The organism is Aeoliella sp., from assembly GCF_965227375.1.
GTDB lineage: Bacteria > Planctomycetota > Planctomycetia > Pirellulales > Lacipirellulaceae > Aeoliella.
Window position 1 is genome coordinate 740,330 of record NZ_CBDDFX010000001.1, and the last position, 19,751, is coordinate 760,080.

Here is a 19,751-nt window from a genome sequence, read left to right on the forward strand (position 1 = left end):
CGGCGACAAAGTTCTTTGGCGAACGTGGATTGTCACCGCCGATGGAACCACCCACCCTACGTTCTTTGTGGATGCAGTTCTTGATAGTTGAATGGTAGGTTCACCCCGTCGCCGGCAATATTTCTCGGCCGGTACAAGTTGTCACTTCCGATGGAGTCGCACGCGCGCGTGGCGTGGCGTTTGCGCCAACGTTAAGATAGCAGACCAATTCATCGATGCGTACTTGGCAAATTGCACACAGGGAAAAGCACCATGTTGCGGATTTTTGGGACGAGACGGATGGCGGTGATCGCGGCGTGTATCACCGCGGCGATGACTCCAGTCGTGGCCGCGGATACTTCCGAGGAGGTGATTGAGGCGACGCTGAATGGACTGCAGATTACGCTCGACGCCAAGACGGGCGGTGTGGTTGGTTTGTCCGCTGGTGGAACGGAGATGCTGAACGCGGTCGGTGGTGGGGGCATCGTGGACATTGCCTATCCAATCGAGCAGTTTCATGCACTTCGCCTGGCTCCGCGATTCGGGCAGGATGCCAAGATCACGCAGTCGGACAAGGCGGTGACCATCGAGTGGTCGCACCTGCCGGCCAGTAGAGATCTACCCGTGCCGGGTGAGGTGAAAGTCGTCGTCACTCTGGCGGCAGCCGACGATGGCAAATCGGTGGCGATGAAGTGTCGTGTTGACAACAACACCACGCAGCCCATCCGACAGATACTCTTTCCGGACCTCAACGGATTGCTGCCCTTCGGCGGCGAGCAACAAACCCAGCTTCGTCTGGGGGGAGGGGTGGTCAATCCCTTCACGAGCTTGAAGCGAAATCCGGCCGCTGCGCCGTTCTATGCCGAAGATCCCGTTCTGAGCGGCCGCTTCTTCAACTATCGCAACGCTTACCATCCTCATCTGATGCGGTGGATGGACTTTGGAGACCTGAAGAATGGCTTCAGTCTATGGCAGCGAGCTTGGGGTTGGGACCCGCTGTGGGGCGTGTGGGTGCGGCGGGATGAAACCGATGGCAAAGTGCGGTTGGCCTGCGTGCACAACGTGAACGTTGCAACCAACGACAGCTGGGAAAGCGGCGAATACCTGATCACCCCACATAGCCATGGATGGGCTGAAGGGATCGAGCCCTTTCGGAAATGGGTGCAGCAGAATCTCACCCGTCCGGTCGCCATCCCCAATCACGTTCGCGACGGGCTGGGCTTCCGCTCGATCTTTATGACGCGGGGGATGCCACCGAATACGGCCGAGGATGTGGTCTACAAAATCGAGGACATGGTCCAAGTCGCCACGGAGGCCAAAGCCCACGGGCTGGACGAAATGTCGCCCTGGTTCTGGTGCCCGTACTTTCAACTGCCGTTCCAAACACTGCCGCTGTTGGGAACGGACGAATCGTTCGCCGCGGCGATTCACGATTGTCGCAAAGTAGGAGTGAATGTGTCGCCATTCATCTCATGCTTCATCCTCTCCAGCCCGTCGGCGGAGCGTTACGGATTGAAGGTCATCAAAAGGACGTCGTTCTCAGGGTGGACCTACCATCACGAAATGATCCCCATGTTCAATCCCGGTTACACCGATGCTCACGAGACCATTCAGGTGAATCAGGATGATGTGCGTTGGCAGGACGACGTATTCGAAAACTGGTCGAAGATGAATGATCTGGGCGTGCCCTCGCTGGTGTGGGACGTGTATGGCTACGGCCATCAACCGGCGAAGATCACGCCAAGTGTCTACGACCTGACGCAGCGCATCCGAGAGGCAGCCGTTCAGAAGGATCCGCAAGCGGTGTTTGCCGCCGAGTCGTGTTCGAACCTCGAACTCGAAGCAGCCCAAATCGATTACACCTGGAACTGGATGACCTGGGACGATCGCCGGGCCTTTAGCAGCGCGTTCCCGGCGCCGCGATTGAACATCAACATCAATCAGGATCCCTCCGCCGTGTGGCGGGGGTTTATGGACAACTACTACTTGAACGTGATGCCCAATCGGCCGGGCGACATCAACGGATCGGCCAAGATTGCCGATTACCCAGAGGTGAGCCAAGCCTTGAAGCAATGCGCGAAACTGCGCAAGCAGTTCCTGCCCTACTTTGTCGAAGGGACCATGATCGGCGAGTGCGTGCTGGCCGAGCCGAGCCCGCACGCGTATGTGACCGCCTACGTGCTGCCCAAGAAGATGTTGCTGATCGCCTACAGCTTGGGGCACGAAGAGACGCTTTCGCTGAAGGCCGACCTCCAGCCATGGCTGTCGTCGACTTCGGGGGAGTATGAGGTGAAGCAGTACGACCTGGAAGGCAATCTCGAGCAAACCTTGAAGACCTCCTCCGACTGGCGGACAACAACGGATTCGCCTGGTCAGGGGAAAATACTAATCTTTGAGTTCATTGCTCCTTGAACCCGGGGTGGATGACTCTGGAGGTCGCATCACATCTGTGTACCACTGGCTTCCTACGCTCTACATTTTTCTTGTTGGTGTTTCGACTCGGAGAGTCGAGCTACAAACTTCTTTGCGCCAAAACGACGCGTTGATGATCTCCGGTTGAATGGTCCGGCCACAACGGGCGAACTAGAATGAGAGGCTTCGTGCCCCCTCCACACCAAAGGCGTCGCCGTGAGCCACCGATCGATTCTCGCTGCCTTCTTCGTGCTATTGCTGGGCATCGCGCCATGCTGTGCGGACGACATGCCAGGGCCGTTTAATCTGTTGCGGCTGCCGGCGGAGTTCGACAACGAGCGGATCACCATCCGCGACAACATGCCGCCGGGCGAAGAGACCACCGTGGCGGAGCTCGATGGCGAGGGCTGCTTGCGGCATTTCTGGATCACCAACAAAGGGGCCAAGGAGAGTTCGCTGGAGACACTCGCGCTGGTGCTGCGAGTGTACTGCGACGGCGAAACCACGCCAAGCGTCGAAACGCCGCTCGCACCGTTCTTCGGCATCCACCACGGCCATCGGGCGGAGGAAGTGAACTCGCCCTACCTGCAAGTCACCGATCGCGGCGGCTACAACAGCTACTTTCCGATGCCGTACAAGAAGGGCATCCGCATGACGATCGAAAACCAATCGCCCCGCGCGATTGGCATTTGGTTTCAAGCCGACTTCCATGAGTATCCCGCCGGTAGCTTGAACGAAGACCTTCGCTTTCGCGCCGCGTACCGTCGCGTGAATCGCGCCGAATCGTATGGCCTGCCGTACCACGTGGGCCACGTCCGCGGCAGCGGCGTGGTGGTTGGCCTGTCGCTCGGCATGCGGGTGTTCGATCGGCAAGACCGCTGGTACCACTGCGGCGGCGACTTGCATCTGATCGACGGCGGCACCTCCAACGCCAGGGTGCTCAGCGGCATCGGCGGCGAGGATTTCTTTGGCAATGCGTGGGGGCAGTCGACCGCGCTGAACGGCTCGATTGGTACGCCCTACTACGAGGAAGAGGAGTCGACCGCCGCGGCGACCGAACGCCCCACGGGCGGCGCCGATCAAGAATCGGACGAACCGTACCTGCAATTCGCCGCCTACCGGTTCTTCGACAAGGATCCGATCGCGTTTCGTCACTCGACGAGCATCGACTTCGGCTCGCTGGAAAACGACATGTCGTCGGTGCTGTACTGGTACCAGCGCGGCGCGCCCGAGCGATTCGTCCGCACGTCGAGCTACGAAGATCGCTTGCCGAACGCACGAGTCGAAGCGGGCAAGTACGACGTCGATCCGCCCGGCGGTCTGGTGTGGGACGTGGCGGGACCGTTTTCAGCCGCCAGCGACGAGCAGTTTCACCGCGCCGAGTTCCCCGAACAGCGGATCGATTACAATGACACCGCGCCCGCTGAGTTTGGTTTGTACGCCACGAAGGCGAACCGCCGGAACAACGGGCCGCTGGAAGCTCGCTGGACGCGCGGCGTGCGGTCGCGCGATGGCTTCGTGGATCTGACTCCCTACTTCCGTCCGCGAGTCACTCGCAACGCTGGCCTTCCCGTCGCGACCAGCGCGTACGCCGCAACGACAATCGATTCGGACAGCGACACCTCGCGCGAGGTGCTGGTGGGCCACGACGACGCGCTGCGGTTGTGGGTAAACGGCCAACTCGTCCACAACCATCCCGGCCAGTACGGATTCCAGACGCGAACTGTCTCGCTGCCGCTAAAGCAGGGGAAAAACAGCGTACTGGTCAAAGCGGCCAATCAGGCGAATACCAATTTCCGCGCATGGGTGTTCATGCTGAGCCCCGCCGGACAATAGCACACCTCCCAAACTTGAACTACAGTAGAGTTTTGGCGCCGGTTGTTTTCAGCGGCGCATGGCGACTTGGGAGTGTACAACCTTGATGAAGAGTTTGCGTATTCTGGTGTTGGGGGTCCTGTTTCTACCGTGGACCCTACCGGCGACCGCAGGAGATTGGATCAGGGATTTACAGGAGCGCGCCGTTGAGACGGGGCACTGCGAGGCTGCGCATTGGGGACCCGATGCGTCGAAGTACAGCAGCTGGACCACCCACTCGAATCGGCTGGTTCCCGTTTACACCTTCGGCACCGATGGGGCAGGGCAGGGCATCGACCTGGAAAGCTACACCGGGCCCGACAGCGTCTACCGCGATGGTCGCCGTTTGGAGCAGCTGTACCACGGCAACATGGACGACTCGGTGAACCCCGATGCCGAGTATCTCGACCAGACCAATATCCATGATCTGCAACTTGCCGCACTCAACGCTGGCAAGAAGCACATTATCATGGTGGTGTTCGACGGCATGGACTGGCAAACCACTCAGCTGGCGTCGATCGCCAAGCTGGGTCGTGTCGCCTACACCAAAGGGCGCGGCGTCGGCATGCACTTTCAGCAGTACGACGCCAACGGCACGTCGCAGTACGGTTGGATGGTCACCAGCCCCCAACGCAGCAAGGCGCAAATCGACGTAAACAAGCAGACCGTCAAACCTAGCGGCGGCCTGCCCGGCGGATACAGCCATTTGGTTGCCGGTCCGTTTCCCTGGTCGGAGCCGACCGATCCGCGGTACGTGATCGCTGCGTCCGACGGAGGCATCATGCGCCACGCCTACACCGATTCGGCCTCGTCGGCCACCAGCATGGCCTGCGGCATCAAGACCTACAACGGCTCCATTGGCGTCGGACCCACCGGCGAGCCGCGAGCGGCCATCGCGCATCGCGCCCAGGCCGAAGGCTATCGAGTAGGCGCGGTTACCAGTGTTCCGATCAGCCACGCCACGCCCGGCGCCTGCTACGCGAACAACGTCACTCGCAACGACTACCAGGACATCGCCCGCGACCTGCTGGGCCTCGCTTCGGTCAGCCATCCGCAGCCGCTACCCGGCCTCGACGTCCTGCTCGGCGGCGGGCACGGCGTGGAACGCGACAGCGACAGTTCCCAAGGCGAGAACTTTGTGCCGGGCAACAAATACCTGACCGACCGCGAGCTGAAGCAGATCGACGTTCGGCACGGTGGCAAGTACGTTACCGCCGTCCGCACGCCGGGCGTCGATGGTGCGAAGCGACTGGCCGACGCCGCTGGGCAAGCAGCGCGGAACCAGCAGCGGTTGTTCGGCTTCTATGGCATCGGCGGAAACCAAGGCAACGCCAGTGGCAACCTGCCATTCGCGTCGGCCGATGGCAATTACGATCCCGCGCGTCACCGTGGCGGCGAGGACATCGTGTACAGTCAGGCCGACCTCGAGGAGAATCCGACGCTCGCCGAGATGACCTCCGCGGCGCTCACCGTGCTATCGGCCGACAACCAGCCCTTCTGGATGTTGGTCGAAGCGGGCGACATCGACTGGGCCAACCACGCGAACAACCTCGACGCCTCGGCCGGCGCGGTTCACAGCGGCGACGCGGCGGTGAAGGTCATCACCGACTGGGTCGAAGAGCACAGCAACTGGCACGAAACTGTACTGATCGTCACCGCCGACCACGGCCACCTCCTGGTGATCGAGCACCCGGAGATGCTGGCCCCCCCGCGCGGCGTCTCCGCCCGGCGGTAGCGGATCGAACGAAATCATCGCGCCTCGCGCGGTTAACTTCCACTCCGCACGTTCTTCCAGCCCACCCGCGCCAGCGCTCCCTGACCGGCGGCCACCCAAATCAGCAACAGCGTCGCGAGGATAGACAGCGTCGTGATCCATCGCTGGGACACTCCTTCCGCCGTAGCGATCGATTGTTGCGCGGCCGACAGTCGATCGCCAAAGTCCCCCATGCGCTCGTCCAGCGAGGTCAGCGTCGCGACGACTCGGGCCAGGATCTTGGCGATCTGCCCGTCGTGGTCTTCCTCGTCGCTGGCAACGCGCTGGCGGAGCGCGGCGACTTGCTCGCCCGCTTCGGCAAGTTGGCTTCGCACCGTGACGATTTCCTCCAGCACGCCATCGATGCCAGTCGGGTCGACGTCGAGCCCCGTGGCCGCGAGCAACTCGGCCATCGTGCGCACCGATTCGACCGAGGACTCGATCGCCGCGGCCCACTCGTCCGCCTGATCAACCCCGGCGGCGAGCCCCGCGGTCCGCTGCTCGAGTTGAAGCTCCGTGGCGAGGCGGTCGCGGATTCCCTCAGCCGTGCGATCCTTGAGGCCGGTGGTTATCTCTCCGGCCGTGATGTTCATCGCGGCCACACGCTGCTCGACCTGCTCCACACGATCTTGCACTCCGGCAAGGGAATCGTCCATCGCCGCATACAGTCGCTGCGTCACGCGCTGCGCCCGTCCGGCCATCGACCAGGTCGTTACCAACGCGACGAGGCACGCCACAACGCCAACCGCACCGGCGATAAGCGCCAAGTAGCTAAGCAACTTCTTCATGGTCCTTCCGTTGGCTCACTGACTGATCCTTCCTCCGGCGTCACGATCAGGAACGTGCGAAGGCGGAAGCGGGGCATGCAGCGATTATAGCGGGTCGCACAGACTATCTCACGCCAAGGCGCAGAGACGCAAAGAGGCTAGTATTTCAAGTTCCTTCGCGTCTTTGCGCCTTTGCGTGATTGTTCGCTATTGTTCGCTATTGTTCAATCGTCGTTGAAGTCGTGATCGATCTCGCAGTTTGGCAATCGTCGCTCAAGCTCCGCTGCGCCTTCGGCAGTTAGATTCGTCTCCCACAGGATAAGTGTGTCGAGCTGCGTGAGTTGGGCGAGACCGTCGATCGCAGAATCATCGAGGTTCGTCCTACTAAGAAGCAGGTGACGAAGATGCTCGCAATCTGCGAGCGGTTCAATCGACTTTTTCGTCAGTTGCGTATCGGAGAAGTCGACAACTGTGATCGTCGGCAGGCGGTTGAACCAAATGCAAGACTGCTGCAAGAACTGTCCAACTTCGTCATTCGTGCCGTTTCCAGGCCGTTTACCGATCCATGCGGAATCGGGAAAGTCGTACTCCTGGTGCCCCATCAGCATTTTCTGCCAGTAACTGCGACGCCGATCGGGGTACATCGGGACCGGAAGCTCGGGAAACAAGTCGACGTCGTCGTAGCTGACCTGCCATCCCAGCCGCTCCAACTCCCGCACGGGCCGCTCCACACTCTCCACCGCCGCCACGCGCCAGCCCAATAGCAGGCAAAACACCGTGATCGCGATCAGGAACGTGCGGAGGCGGAAACGAAACATGCTGGGATTATAGCGGGTCGGACTGCTTGTCTCACGCAAAGGCGCGGAGACGCAAAGGGATTCTAGGAGCAAACCTCTTCGCGTCTTTGCGCCTTTGCGTGAGTCGATCCAGTTATCGGTTGTAGAAGAATTCGCCGCAAGAAGGGAGGCGCAACGGGAGCATAGCGTTGATTTTTAACCGCACGACGCGGGTTCTTCTTGAAGACGCCACCCGGCGTGTGCTACGTTGTCGGCGCGGGCCAAAGTCCCATCCTGCCACTGGAGTAGCGTTGCCATGATCCAAGAGGTTTACCCCTACCTGCGCGTCCGCAATGCGGCGGCCGCCATCGATTTTTATCAGCAAGCGTTCGGAGCCACCGAGAAGTTTCGAATTGCCGAGCCGAGCGGACGTATCGGGCATGCCGAGCTCGTGTTCGGTTCGCAGGTGATCATGCTCTCAGACGAGTATCCCGAGTACGGCATCCAAGGCCCCGAGGCGTTTGGAGGCTCCGGCAGTTCGGTCCACCTGCATGTCGACGATGTCGACGCAGTGACCAAAGCCGCCGTAGACGCTGGCGCGAAACTCACCATGGAACCTACCGATCAGTTCTACGGCGAACGTTCATCGCGTGTGGTCGACCCGTTCGGGCACGAGTGGCTACTTGGCTCGCACATCGAAGATGTTCCGCCGGAGGAGATGCAGCGGCGGTTTGATGAAATGTGTGGCGGCGGGTAGTGCTCTCGTACGAATCGGCTCGCTACACAGGTCGCCGTCGGTCGCAAATCACATCGCACTTTGGCGTTCGCGTCGATCAGATCGTTGGCAGGCGGCGAATCCAGGCATCCGAGTTTTCGAGGGCCAGTTGCAGCGCGTCGCTTGGCTTTGGATCCTGCGACCTGCGGAGGTTTGAGTTACCCGGGGTACCGGCCGATTCCGACGATGGTTGACCGAGCAGCGAGAGCAATTGTTTGCGATGGTGGTGGGCGTCGGTTGAGTCGGCTTCCAACTTCGTGGAGTTCGGCTTCGCAAGTTCTGCCTTCGACGGATACGAGGCGAACGCGGCTTGCATGGTTGCAGCCGTGTGGTCTGGAGTGCCGCCCGAGGCGTTGGCCGCTGTGGACTGCACTGCGGCCACGGGGGCCGCAGGAATGTACGAAATGCCGAAGTACAGTTTCCAGAGATTGTAGTCGGCGGAGTCGACCAGGCCGTTGCCATTGCCGTCAGCGCCGGTAAACGGGGTTACCGTAGCGCCCAAGCTGTTCCGCCAGACAGTGTAGTCGGCCAGATTGACATGGCCATCGAGATTGAAGTCAGGCGTGTGGAAGGCGAAGTCGTTGGGCGACAGTAAGGTCGAAGTCACGCCAGCAAATTCAATCGTGCTGCCCGGCAAAATGTCCACTAGAGTATTGAATCCAACCTGCGTCATGTTGTCGACGACATCGAGAAAGCTATCGAGGCCCGGACCGTAGCCACTTAGCACAACTACATCCGCCAGCGCCGGACCGGCGGAGAATCCACCGATCAAGTCGGCGCCGGACGCGCCAGCGTAGAAGTGCAGGTCGTTGTCACCCTCGCCAAGCAAGACGTCGTTGCCAAGGCCGCCGAGCAGAATGTCGTTCCCATTGCCACCACGCAGGGTGTCGGGCCCATCGCCTCCGATCAACAGGTCGTTGCCCTCACCTCCTCCGAGATCAAGATCGATCAAACTCGCGAGCCCTGCACTCCCGTTGATGACGTCGTCGCCCCCTTGCCCGTTGACGTCCAACTCTTCGGTGGTGCCAATATCGAGTTGGAACGCAGCAAGGTTGCTTCTGCGGAACACGACACGATTGCCGTTGGGACCAATGGAGAAGCGATCGCCGAAAGCGTTGGAACCGTTGACTTGCACCGTGTCGGTGTCTGCGCCACCTTCGATGAAGTCGCTGCCATGGCCGTCATTCCAGACAAACAGGTCGTCGTCATTCTCGCCAAGCTGAATATCGTTGCCATGTCCCCCGATCAAGGTGTCGTTGCCTGCACCGCCGCGGAGGACGTCGGGGCCATCGCCTCCTATCAAGAGGTCGTTCCCTTCACCGCCGTCGAGATCCAGCTCGATCAGACCGGCCAATCCCACGCTGCCGGTGATCAGATCGGAGCCGCCTTGCCCGTTGACATCAAGGTCTTCGGTCGTGCCGATGTCGAGTTGAAACAAGGCCAGGTTGTTGCGTTGAAAGAGGACGCGGTTGCCGTTGGGATTGATTGAAAAGCTGTCTCCGGCGGTGTTGGAACCATTGACTTGCACCGTGTCATTGTCGTCGCCACCTTCCATCAAGTCGCTGCCATCGCCGTTGTTCCAAATCATCAGGTCATGGCCACTCTCGCCGAGATGAACGTCATTGGCACGGCCACCGATCAAGGTATCGTTGCCTGCACCGCCGCGGAGGACGTCGGGGCCATCGCCTCCGATCAACAGGTCGTTTCCTTCACCGCCATCGAGATCAAGCTCGATCAAACCCAACAGCCCCACGCTGCCGGCGATCACATCGGAGCCGCCTTGCCCGTTGACATCGAGGTCTTCGGTCGTGCCAATGTCGAGTTGAAACAATGCCAGGTTATTGCGCTGGAACTTTACTCGGTTGCCATTGGGGTCGATCGAGAAATCGTCGCCGGCGCCGTTGGCTCCATTGACTTGCACCGTGTCGCTCTCTCCGCCGCCTTCCATCAAGTCGCTGCCGTCTCCGTCATTCCAAATCAACAGATCGTCGTCGGCTTCACCGAGTTTGATGTCGTTGCCTTTGCCGCCGATTAGGGTGTCGTTGCCTGCACCGCCGCGAAGGACGTCGACTCCATCGCCCCCGATCAACAGATCGTTTCCTTCGCCGCCATCGAGATCCAACTCAATCAATCCGGAGAGCCCCACGCTTCCGGCGATCACGTCGGAGCCGCCTTGCCCGTTCACATCGAGGTCTTCGGTCGTGCCGATATCGAGTTGGAACAAGCCGAGATTGTTGCGTTGAAAGAGCACGCGGTTGCCATTGGGATCGATCGAAAAGTCGTCTCCGGCAGTGTTGGAACCGTTGACTTGCACCGTGTCGTTGTCGTCGCCACCTTCGATCAAGTCGCTGCCATCGCCGTTATTCCAGACAAACAGATCGTCGTCGGCTTCACCGAGTTTAATGTCGTTGCCCTGGCCCCCGATCAAGGTGTCGTTGCCAGCACCGCCACGGAGGACGTCGACTCCATCGCCGCCGATCAGCAGATCGTTCCCTTCGCCGCCGTCGAGATCCAGTTCAATCAAACCAGCAAGTCCCACACTGCCGGCGATCACATCGGAGCCGCCTTGCCCGTTGACATCGAGGTCTTCGACGCCGCCGATATCGAGTTGGAACAAGCCGAGGTTGTTGCGTTGGAAGCGAACCCGGTCTCCATTGGGGTCGATCGAGAAATCGTCGCCGGCACCGTTGGCTCCATTGACTTGCACGATGTCGTTTTCGCTGCCGCCTTCTAAGGTGTCGCTGCCATCGCCGTTGTTCCAGATCATCAAATCGACGTCGCTCTGTCCTTGCACGTTGTCGTTGCCACGGTCGCCAAGGATCGTGTCGTTGCCCGAGCCGCCAAAGAGTCGGTCTTCACCGTCGCGTCCGCGGATGAAGTCGTTGTCCGCTCCACCCAGGATGGTGTCATCCCCCGCACCCCCGATCAGCGTGTCGTTGCCATTCCCGCCTAAAATAGTGGCCTCGGGAAGGGCGCCTTGGGCTTCGTTCAGCACGATGCTGTCGTTTCCATCCAGGCCCGATATCAGCATGACCGTGGTGTTCGACACCGTGGGCACGCCCCCGGAGATGGCCACTGCGCCATCGTTGACGAGGATTTGACCATTCGCAGCGCGACTCACTTCGATGTTGTTGTCCAGCGCGTCGCCGACCACCTGGAGCAGCCCGCCAGCGGACGAAAACGTAGCAGTGACCGCCAGCAGGGTGCGTGACTCCAGTTTCTCTACGCCGAGCGAAGTGCCGTGATGGTAGACAGGACGACGATCTCGGGGACGCAACGTCATGAGAGGCTCACTCCAGTTGTGCTGTGGCAGTGCAGATTATCGCAGCGCGACTTGCGACCCCCAAATCCCCCAGGGAGAAAAGAAAAAGACCTCCCCACATGCGGCCGCACGCCATGGATTCTAGGTGGCCAGTGCAGACAGTGCAAGGATTTGCCAGCGGCACAAAAAAACCCGCGACTTTCGTCGCGGGCTGTGGTTGCATCATGGACCAATGGTCATTGGTCATTCGAAATTGGGCATGGCCTAACCCATGCTTTCGATCACCTTGTCGATGATGCGGTACTCGGCCGCTTCTTCGGCGCTCATGAACTTGTCGCGGTCGGTGTCCTTCTCCAATTGCTCCAGGCTCTGGCCGGTGTGGTTGGCCAGGATCGTGTTGAGCTTCTTCTTGGTCTTCAGGTACTCCTCGGCGTGGATCATGATGTCCTCGGCGGTGCCTTCCATGCCGGCCAGCGGCTGGTGGATCATGATGCGGCTGTTGGGCAGCGCGTGGCGTTTGCCTTCGGCGCCGGCGGCCAGCAACACTGCGCCCATCGACGCACACTGGCCGATGCAGTAGGTGGCCACGTCGCAATTGATGAACTGCATGGTGTCGTACATCGCCAGGCCCGCGGTCACGCTACCGCCGGGCGAGTTGATGTACAGGTGGATGTCGGCTTTGGCATCGTCGGACTGTAGGAACAACAGTTGGGCGACGATGTTGTTCGACACTTCGTCGTTGATGGCCGAGCCAAGAATGATAATGCGATCGGCGAGCAGGCGACTGTAAATGTCCATCGCCCGCTCTTCGCGGCCGCTCTTCTCGATGACGTAAGGAATAAGGGGCATGACTGGGCTTCCGTGATGTGGATTGCAAATTGAAAAATGTAAATTTCAAATCGCAAAATGAATGTTCGAGATCAAACTGCAATTTGCAATTTGCAATGATCAATCATCGTCGTCGTCTTCGCCCTCGGGCGTGGGCGGTTTGACCATGATCTCGTCGACCAGGCCGAAGTCCATGGCTTCCTGGGCCGAGAAGTAGCGGTCGCGGTCGCGCTCCTTCACCACTTCTTCCACCGAGCGGCCCGTGTGTTCGGCCATGATGCCGTCCAGCAGGTCTCGAGTCTTGATGATTTCGCGGGCTTGGATTTCGATGTCCGACACCTGTCCGCCGACACCGCCGTGGGGCTGGTGGACCATGACCTTCGAGTGCTTCAGGGCGTAACGCTTGCCCTTCTCGCCGCCGGCCAAGAGCACCGCGCCGCCGCTGGCAGCCAGGCCGACGCAGTAGGTGGCCACCGGGCAGGTGATCATCTGCATGGTGTCGTAGATCGCCAGCGTGGCAGTGACACTACCGCCGGGCGAGTTGATGTAGAAGTGAATGTCTTTGCGGCGGTTTTCGCTCTGCAGGTACAAGAGCTTCATCACCAGTTCGTTGGCGTTGCCGTCGTAGATCTCGCCTTGCAGGAAGATCACGCGGTTCTCCAACAGCAGATCGCCGAGCGTCATCTGCCGCTGCCGCTGATAGTCGCGGTAGGAGAGTTGCGGCTCGCGGGCGTGGGCCTCGAGCGCGCTGGATGGAAGTCCAAAAGGCAGGTTCATCGCCAGTCCTTTATGCGAGTTTATGTTGTATAGCAGGTTTGTCAGGTGGGAGGACCGACCACGGGCCGCCGTGGGCAACAAGCCCTTGAGTTCAACAAGGAAGTGTACGCGCACGCACCCGCGAAGTCATCTCCAACTTACCCCAAACTCCACAATTGGGGATAGGGCAGAACGGGGGGAAGTGCGACCAACGCAGCCCGTAATGGTAGCCGAATTCGCGAGAATTCGGACGTCCTACCAAGGCACCGAATTCTTGCGAATCCGGCTACGCGAAACTTCGACCCTGGCTGCGAAGCCTACTGGTCGGCTTCCTCGGCCACTTTCTCCTTCTCGGTGGCTTCGGGAATCTCGCCTGGGCCGCCGGCTGCCATGTGGATGGCCTCGACTTCGTTCTTTTCCGGCTCGTACGGTTCGTCCTTGAACTTGGCCTCGTTCTGCACCAGCTCGAGCACCTTCCGCTCGACGATTTGGTTCCGCAGCACGTCCATCAGGCCGCGTTTTTCGAGCTGCGCCCGCACGCGACGCGGCGACTCGCCGCTCTGCATGGCCATGAGGAAGATCTCTTGCTCGTAATCGCCATCCACCGCATCGATGTTCTCTTCTTCGGCGATTCGCTCGAGGATGAAGTGTTCCTTGAGTGCCGTGGCGGTCGTTGCGCTCGTGTTCTGGCGAAGTTGGTTCTCGCGGGCGCGAATCTCCCCCTCGCCGAAGCCGCTGCGGCGGAGCTCCATCGTCGCCCGTTCCAGTTCGCGGGCGCTCTGTCGCTTGAGCAATCCTGGCGGCAGCTCCCAGTCGGCCGATTCGACCAACAGCGAGGTAATCTGCTCGCGGGAGTTTTGCTGCTGGCGGTATTCGAGCTGACGCTCGAGGTTCTGGCGAATCGCGTCGCGCAGGGCGTCTTCGTTTTCGAAGTTGCCCAATTCCTGCAGGAAGTCTTCGTCCAGCTCAGGCAGCTTCAGTACTTTGACTTCCAGCACCTCGAACTCCACGTCGAGCGTCTTGCCAGCCAGCTCCTCGTTGGGAGCATCTTCGCTCAACGTGACCTGAGCGGACCGCTTGTCGCCCGACTTGGCGCCGTCCATCAGTTTGTCGAAGCCTTCGAGGTCGCAGTCGGTGAAGCTGAGGGTCGGACGGATGCGGGCGACCAGCTCGTCCTCTTCTTCTACCACTTTACCTTCGAACTTGGTCTTCACGTCAAGCGTTACATAATCGCCCGGCTTGGCGGCTTCCTTGGTGGGCACCAGTTGGGCGTAGCGAGTGAGCATGTTCTCGAGTTGATCGGCCACGTCTTCTTCGGTGAAGTCGCGAGTGGGCCGTGTGATCGACAGGCCTTTCCACTTCGGCATGTCGAACTCGGGACGCACTTCGATGTCGAACTCGAAGGTCATCGGGCCGGTCTCGGGCACTTCGACTGCTTCGAGATCGATCTCCGGCTCGCTGATCGCGGCGAAGTGCTTGTCCTCGCCAATCTTCTCCAGGCAGTCCATCAACAGGTTGCCCTTCACTTGATCGGTCACTTCTTTCTTGAAGCGGCCTTCCACCAGCTTTCGCGGAGCGCGGCCCACGCGGAAGCCGGGCACGCTGGCGGTGGGCACCAGTTCGCTGAAGGCATCGTCGAAGTAGCGATCGATGTCGGCGCGCGAAACGGTCACCGTGACATGACGCTCGCAAGCCGATGGCGAGTTGACGTTCACAATCAGATCGAGCGACGCGGTCTCTTCGGCGACGGCTTCTTCGTTGGGGACGTTGGATTCGTCGGACATAAGGATGTCACCTTTCTCCTGGCTGGGCGACGCGAGGGCGCCGTGGTTTGCGTTGGTGCGCTGGCCTCGAACCCGCCCTGTGTGTTATTCCGCGTGCGTAAACTGCAACGGCCCGCACCCCTCGATGAAAGGTAGCGCGGGCCGCACGTTGGGGGAAATCGCCCCTCGCGGCACGCGCGAGGGATCAGGTTCTTCGTCAAACGAGTCTTTTCGAATAGCGATTCCGACAAACGCCCGGAATATCCGGGACGCTGGACGATCGCTAGCCGAAAAGTCCGGCTTGACCAGAAACAAGAGCGGCTGATCGGATTCGAACCGACGACAATCACGTTGGCAACGTGATGCTCTACCAACTGAGCTACAGCCGCACCGTTTTCGGCCAGCAGGCGGGCCACCAATGGGGGAGAGGGGGCATCGCCGCTGCCGAACCTCAGATTATATGCCTTGGCCAGGGGCTTTCAAGGGCAGGATGCCCCCGCTTTCGGCACCTGGGACGCTGCCACGGCTGTCTAGGCCACCCGCGGCCGGTGGCCCCACCAGGCCACCGCAGCGACCAGGCACGCCATCAAGCCGATCGAGAGGCCCGATGGCTCAGGAACCGCTACTGTGGCAGGGACATAGAATAGGGCGAAGTCGACCTGCGAGTGGATGAAATCTCGCGCAACCGTGTCGGAAGCGGACGCCGATGCCAGCACGGTCAGATGATAATCGCCTGCGGCGAGCGGCTCGTTGGTGACAATCACCTCCGGGCCAGAGGACTCGTAGAGAGGGATGTCGTTCCTGGTGAGCGAAAATTGCCCCATCGAACCCGCTTCGGTCTGGGCCGTGAATCTCAGAAACTGGAGCATACTGGGCGCTTCGAGTTGGAACTCGTACTCGTACTGTCCCATTGCCGATGAGGAGGGCACGAACACGGAGGTCGCTTGAACGAACAACTGCCCAGTTTCACCCGCAACGGTGGGCGGCAGAAAAATATCGGACGTCCGTACCTGGGCCTCGAGTCCGGTAACACCGACCGATAGGTCCAAAGTTTCCGTCACCGGCTGGGAAGAAGATGCCGACGGCCCGCTGCCACCGGGCAGCACCTGCGAGACTTCGACGAAACCGAACTGGCTGGGAAAACTCGACGCAAATGCGGCCGTGGTGGAGAGCGTTGCGCCTGCAAGCAGGTGCAGAAAGACCTTAGAGAGAGTTGTCACTAGTCACCCCTTTTGTTGTCGTTCCCCTGGAAATTGGCCGGACCCGCCCGTGCGTCACGCCCCGAGGAAAGTGAGGCGCTCGCTCCGCAGCCATGGTTCCCGTCGACTCGAAGACAGATCCGCCGAACGCCCCTGTGGTTCCTAGCTTCGTTGCCAACCAAAAGCCATGATTTCGGCCAGCGCCTCGGCAATCTGGTCGCTATGGCGAGCGAGTTGTAGTTCGCAGCTCGCCAGTAGCAGCGCCGCGAGCACCAGCATCGCGATGCCCGGCGGGTGAGGGCGGACCGCGGCTGTGCGGAGGTTGGCGCGGAGCTGCCGGGCCAGGCGGTTCCAGCCTTCGAGGCTCTGGCGGGGGCCACTCGACGCCAGCGTGGTGTTTCGCAGCAGGGGAAAGCCATCGATGTACAACTGCACGCCCAGCTTCGGCAGCACCAAACAGTCGCCGGCCCAGCGAAACGCCGCGTCGACCGTGCCCGCCGCTTCGGAGAGCAACGGCCGCAGTTCATCGGGCGTCATGTTGTACACCACCAACCGCGGCCGCGTGATCATGGCGGCTAGCACCACCCACAGCAGATAGAACGCCAGCAGCACCAACCACACGTAGTTGAGAAACTGTACGGTCGCCAACTGTGGCCGAAACAACTCGATCGGCCCGACAAACACCAAGCCCAACAACCCGATACCCAGCGCGGCGATTTCGGAGGCGCCGCTGGTGACCAAAGGGCGACGGCTGCAATTCACCAAGCCCAGCGCTGCCAGGTAGGCGGCCAACGGAACAATGGCGATCGTGTAACGTACGGGGTCCAAGGCAGTTCGGGCTTGAGGTGAAAGGGCAGGGGGGCACCACGCTCGCGCTCAGTCGTCCGAGCGATCGCGGGCGGCTTGGATCTCTCGCTCGAGCTTCGCTTCCAGCGACTCAGTCTCGTGGCGAGCCCGGCGGACGCGCAGGGCGGCGGCGAATCCGTCGACCAGCGCCAGCAACAGCATCCACCCACAAAGCAGAACGAGCAACAAGAGATACAGTGTAAACCACAACGGCTCCTGAGGCACCAGTGGCTGCAGAATCAACAGGGCCCCCAACACACCAATGGTGCCGCTCGCCCGCATTCGCCGTAGATACTGAGCCTTGGCCGCCCTGCGGCCCCGCTCGTCGAGTTCCGCATCCGCCTCGGCCGCTCGCCAGGTCCGCCGATGCGCATCGAGCAACAACCCCGAAAGGGCCAACAGCACCAGGGCGATGATTGGAAGGAAGCCCATATCAGCTTACTGCCCGTTCGGCTCCACGGTCTTCAGCCACTCCAGCACCACCCAGCCCACCTTGGCGAGCGACTCGCCCGAGCAATGTTCGGGCAGGTCCTGCTCGGTGTGCCAGTAGCTGCCGGGTGCGCCGAACGGGGCGTCGGGGTAGTCGGCGTCGATGATGTCGCAGGTGGGGATGCGGGCGATCTTGTTCAGCGGAACGTGGTCGTCCTTAATGAAGCCTTCTCGGCCACGTTTGGTGCGCGGCACGAACTCCTTGACGCCCAGCCGGGTGGCTGTGTTCCAGATGTCGAGCACCAGTGAGCGCGTGTTGGCCCACGACATGCTGTTCTTCTCTTGCAGCAACTCGAGGTTCGCATCGCCCACCATGTCCAACAGCACGCCCCACTGATAGCGATACTCGGGCGGATTGCGGCGGTACTCGCGGGCGAAGTGCGTGCTGCCTTCGAAGTACTCGCCCCGCTGGCCGTAGTAATCTTCATACACCAGCTCTTCGGCGTCGAACAACACCATGTCGACGCCAACTTTCAAGTTGGCGTCCTTCAAGTGATGAGCCAGCTCCATCAACACCGCCACGCCGCTGGCGCCGTCGTTCGCGCCGACGAACGTTCCATTCTTGCGCGCTTGAGGATTCGGATCGCGATCGGGCAGCGGCCGCGTGTCGTAGTGCGCACAAAGCAGCACTCGATCTTTGGCTTCAGGCTTCCACTCGACGATGAGGTTCGCGCCGGTGATACGACGGTTGGTCAACGGATGCCTGAAGACGAAATCCTGCTTGGAGACCCGCGCGCCATGCTTTTCGAAGTACTTCGTAAGCATCGCCTGCTGCTTGATCATGCCCGCACTATTCGTGGGACGCGGCCCCAGCTTGCAGAGCTGCTCGAGATAGCCCATCGCACGCGCGGCGCTCAGCGGGTTTTCCGGCGCGGGACTGGTGGGAGTAATCGACGCGGGCTGCTTGACCGCCACCGGTTTTACGGAAGGCTCCTGCGGCGTTTGGCCCGAACTGCAGCCAGCATGCGCGGCCACCACCGCGCAGACAACGAGCCGCGAAAACCAAGGAAGAGCAGCAGCTGGCAAAGACGTGTACTTCATCGCCCCATTCTAGGGGCCAGGGCAGTCAAAAGCTATGGAAGTTAGCTCTAGGGCTCGGCTTGCACAGTGCTGTCGGTGTCTGGCGCCGCACCCGAGCTTGCTTCGGCGGGGCCCAGCAACTTGGCGAGTGCTTTGTCCAGCTCGTCGCCCATCGCGCTCATGTGCACTACGTTGCCCTGCTGATCGACCAGAATGGCGCGGGGGATGGCGTTGATGGCGTACTTGCTGGCCATCGGATGGTCCCACCACGTGGCGTCGTCGCCCAGTTCGTGGTGAAACATCGTCTCCCAGGGAATCTTGCGGGTTTCGAGAAATCGCTCCACCGACGTCTGATCCGAATCGAGGCAGATGCCCAGCACTTCGAATCCTTTGTCGTGGTACACGCGATAGGCGTCCAGTACGTTGGGCAACTCTTCGATGCAAGGCGGGCACTGCGTGGCCCAATAGTCCACCAGCACCACCTTGCCACGGTACGACTCCCAATCGATCTCGCGGCCGTCGAGCAAGGTGCCTTCGACTTCCAGCTTGTTGCCTGGCAGGTCCAGCCGGCGCACGACTCCCTCCAGCCGATCGAGCCGCAGGGTTACGCCTTCGTTGTCGCTCTTGGCCAACCGCGGCAGGGCCTCGCGAATCACCTTCACCACCGGCGTGGAGTCGGGCGTTTGCGCCACGGTGTCGGCCAGCATCAACAGCACGGCCACGTCCGCTCCTTTCGCATCGTCGCGATTCACACCCTCTTGCACTTCGGCAATCAACTGGGTGCGGTCCTCTGGCTGCATCCGCGGCCAGCGTTCCAGGCGTTGGCCAAACTTGGTGAGCTTGGCGAAGTCCCGAATCTCGGTGGCCGGATCGTTGGACGCTTCTTCAAGAAACTTCGTGAGCTTGTCGCTGGCCCCATCGGCGTTCAACACCTGCAGCGAACGCAAGTAGTCGAACGTGCGATACCGCGCCACCTCGAGCCGCTGCTCGATCGTGGCATCGGGCGAGCGGAACACCTGCTCGGCTGCTTCATCGAGCGCCCAAAACATCCGCTGCGCGTCGGGCACGGTCTTGGGGTTCATCTTCTGCTTGCCGGTCCGCAGGAACTGCATCAACTGGTCGACGTCGCCATCGGGCACCTGGTAGGGATCGGCGGCAGCCTTCTCCTGGGCCTCGTCCGCGGTGACAACACCGGGCGCAACCGCGCTGCCAACCAGCAGCGCGGCACTGGCCAACTGCAACAAGCCTGACCTTGTAGCAAACATGGAACTC

General features: G+C 60.9%; 15 protein-coding genes and 1 tRNA gene. 4 read left to right on the forward strand and 12 right to left on the reverse strand.

What is annotated here, in order from left to right; all coding sequences use genetic code 11:
• Positions 1–252: 252 nt before the first annotated feature.
• From ACQK2L_RS02980 to ACQK2L_RS02990, 3 genes are all read left to right on the forward strand, one after another.
• On the forward strand, positions 253–2,391 hold the full coding sequence (locus tag ACQK2L_RS02980; protein ID WP_425395445.1) for a hypothetical protein: 2,139 nt from the start codon (positions 253–255) through the stop codon (positions 2,389–2,391).
• 216 nt (positions 2,392–2,607) lie between these two features.
• Positions 2,608–4,227 carry a DUF2961 domain-containing protein gene (locus ACQK2L_RS02985; protein ID WP_425395446.1) on the forward strand — a complete coding sequence of 540 codons (1,620 nt, stop codon included), beginning with the start codon at positions 2,608–2,610 and terminating at the stop codon, positions 4,225–4,227.
• Between the two features lie 85 nt (positions 4,228–4,312).
• Positions 4,313–5,980 carry an alkaline phosphatase gene (locus ACQK2L_RS02990; protein ID WP_425397409.1) on the forward strand — a complete coding sequence of 556 codons (1,668 nt, stop codon included), beginning with the start codon at positions 4,313–4,315 and terminating at the stop codon, positions 5,978–5,980.
• A 32-nt stretch (positions 5,981–6,012) separates the two neighbouring features.
• Here ACQK2L_RS02990 and ACQK2L_RS02995 read toward each other — a convergent pair whose 3' ends face one another.
• Together ACQK2L_RS02995 and ACQK2L_RS03000 are read right to left on the reverse strand one after the other, a co-directional pair.
• Complete coding sequence (locus ACQK2L_RS02995) at positions 6,013–6,786, reverse strand: hypothetical protein (RefSeq protein WP_425395447.1); 774 nt, start codon at positions 6,784–6,786, stop codon at positions 6,013–6,015.
• Between the two features lie 203 nt (positions 6,787–6,989).
• Positions 6,990–7,583: a hypothetical protein gene (locus ACQK2L_RS03000; RefSeq protein ID WP_425395448.1), complete on the reverse strand. Its 594-nt coding sequence runs from the start codon at positions 7,581–7,583 to the stop codon at positions 6,990–6,992.
• 274 nt (positions 7,584–7,857) lie between these two features.
• On the opposite strand from ACQK2L_RS03000, the gene ACQK2L_RS03005 reads away from it, so the two are divergent.
• A complete protein-coding gene (locus ACQK2L_RS03005) occupies positions 7,858–8,298 on the forward strand; it encodes a VOC family protein (protein ID WP_425395449.1) in 441 nt (146 codons plus the stop codon).
• Positions 8,299–8,374: 76 nt separating this feature from the next.
• Here ACQK2L_RS03005 and ACQK2L_RS03010 read toward each other — a convergent pair whose 3' ends face one another.
• The 10 genes from ACQK2L_RS03010 to ACQK2L_RS03055 form a co-directional block, all read right to left on the reverse strand.
• Positions 8,375–11,599 carry a beta strand repeat-containing protein gene (locus ACQK2L_RS03010; protein ID WP_425395450.1) on the reverse strand — a complete coding sequence of 1,075 codons (3,225 nt, stop codon included), beginning with the start codon at positions 11,597–11,599 and terminating at the stop codon, positions 8,375–8,377.
• Positions 11,600–11,842: 243 nt separating this feature from the next.
• Positions 11,843–12,427, reverse strand: a complete 585-nt coding sequence (locus ACQK2L_RS03015; RefSeq protein WP_425395451.1) for an ATP-dependent Clp protease proteolytic subunit — start codon at positions 12,425–12,427, stop codon at positions 11,843–11,845.
• Positions 12,428–12,526: 99 nt separating this feature from the next.
• Positions 12,527–13,183, reverse strand: coding sequence for a ClpP family protease (locus tag ACQK2L_RS03020; protein ID WP_425395452.1), 657 nt, complete (start codon positions 13,181–13,183; stop codon positions 12,527–12,529).
• A 296-nt stretch (positions 13,184–13,479) separates the two neighbouring features.
• Positions 13,480–14,946, reverse strand: a complete 1,467-nt coding sequence (gene tig / locus ACQK2L_RS03025) for a trigger factor (protein WP_425395453.1) — start codon at positions 14,944–14,946, stop codon at positions 13,480–13,482.
• 295 nt (positions 14,947–15,241) lie between these two features.
• A tRNA-Gly gene (locus tag ACQK2L_RS03030) sits at positions 15,242–15,314 on the reverse strand.
• A 141-nt stretch (positions 15,315–15,455) separates the two neighbouring features.
• Positions 15,456–16,145, reverse strand: coding sequence for a hypothetical protein (locus tag ACQK2L_RS03035; protein WP_425395454.1), 690 nt, complete (start codon positions 16,143–16,145; stop codon positions 15,456–15,458).
• 141 nt (positions 16,146–16,286) lie between these two features.
• Positions 16,287–16,952, reverse strand: a complete 666-nt coding sequence (locus ACQK2L_RS03040; RefSeq protein ID WP_425395455.1) for a hypothetical protein — start codon at positions 16,950–16,952, stop codon at positions 16,287–16,289.
• A gap of 48 nt (positions 16,953–17,000) precedes the next feature.
• Entirely contained in the window at positions 17,001–17,402 is a 402-nt protein-coding gene (locus tag ACQK2L_RS03045; protein WP_425395456.1) for a hypothetical protein, read from the reverse strand.
• Positions 17,403–17,408: 6 nt separating this feature from the next.
• On the reverse strand, positions 17,409–18,500 hold the full coding sequence (locus tag ACQK2L_RS03050; protein WP_425395457.1) for a M28 family peptidase: 1,092 nt from the start codon (positions 18,498–18,500) through the stop codon (positions 17,409–17,411).
• A gap of 47 nt (positions 18,501–18,547) precedes the next feature.
• Positions 18,548–19,744, reverse strand: a complete 1,197-nt coding sequence (locus ACQK2L_RS03055; protein WP_425395458.1) for a TlpA family protein disulfide reductase — start codon at positions 19,742–19,744, stop codon at positions 18,548–18,550.
• Positions 19,745–19,751 lie beyond the last annotated feature (7 nt).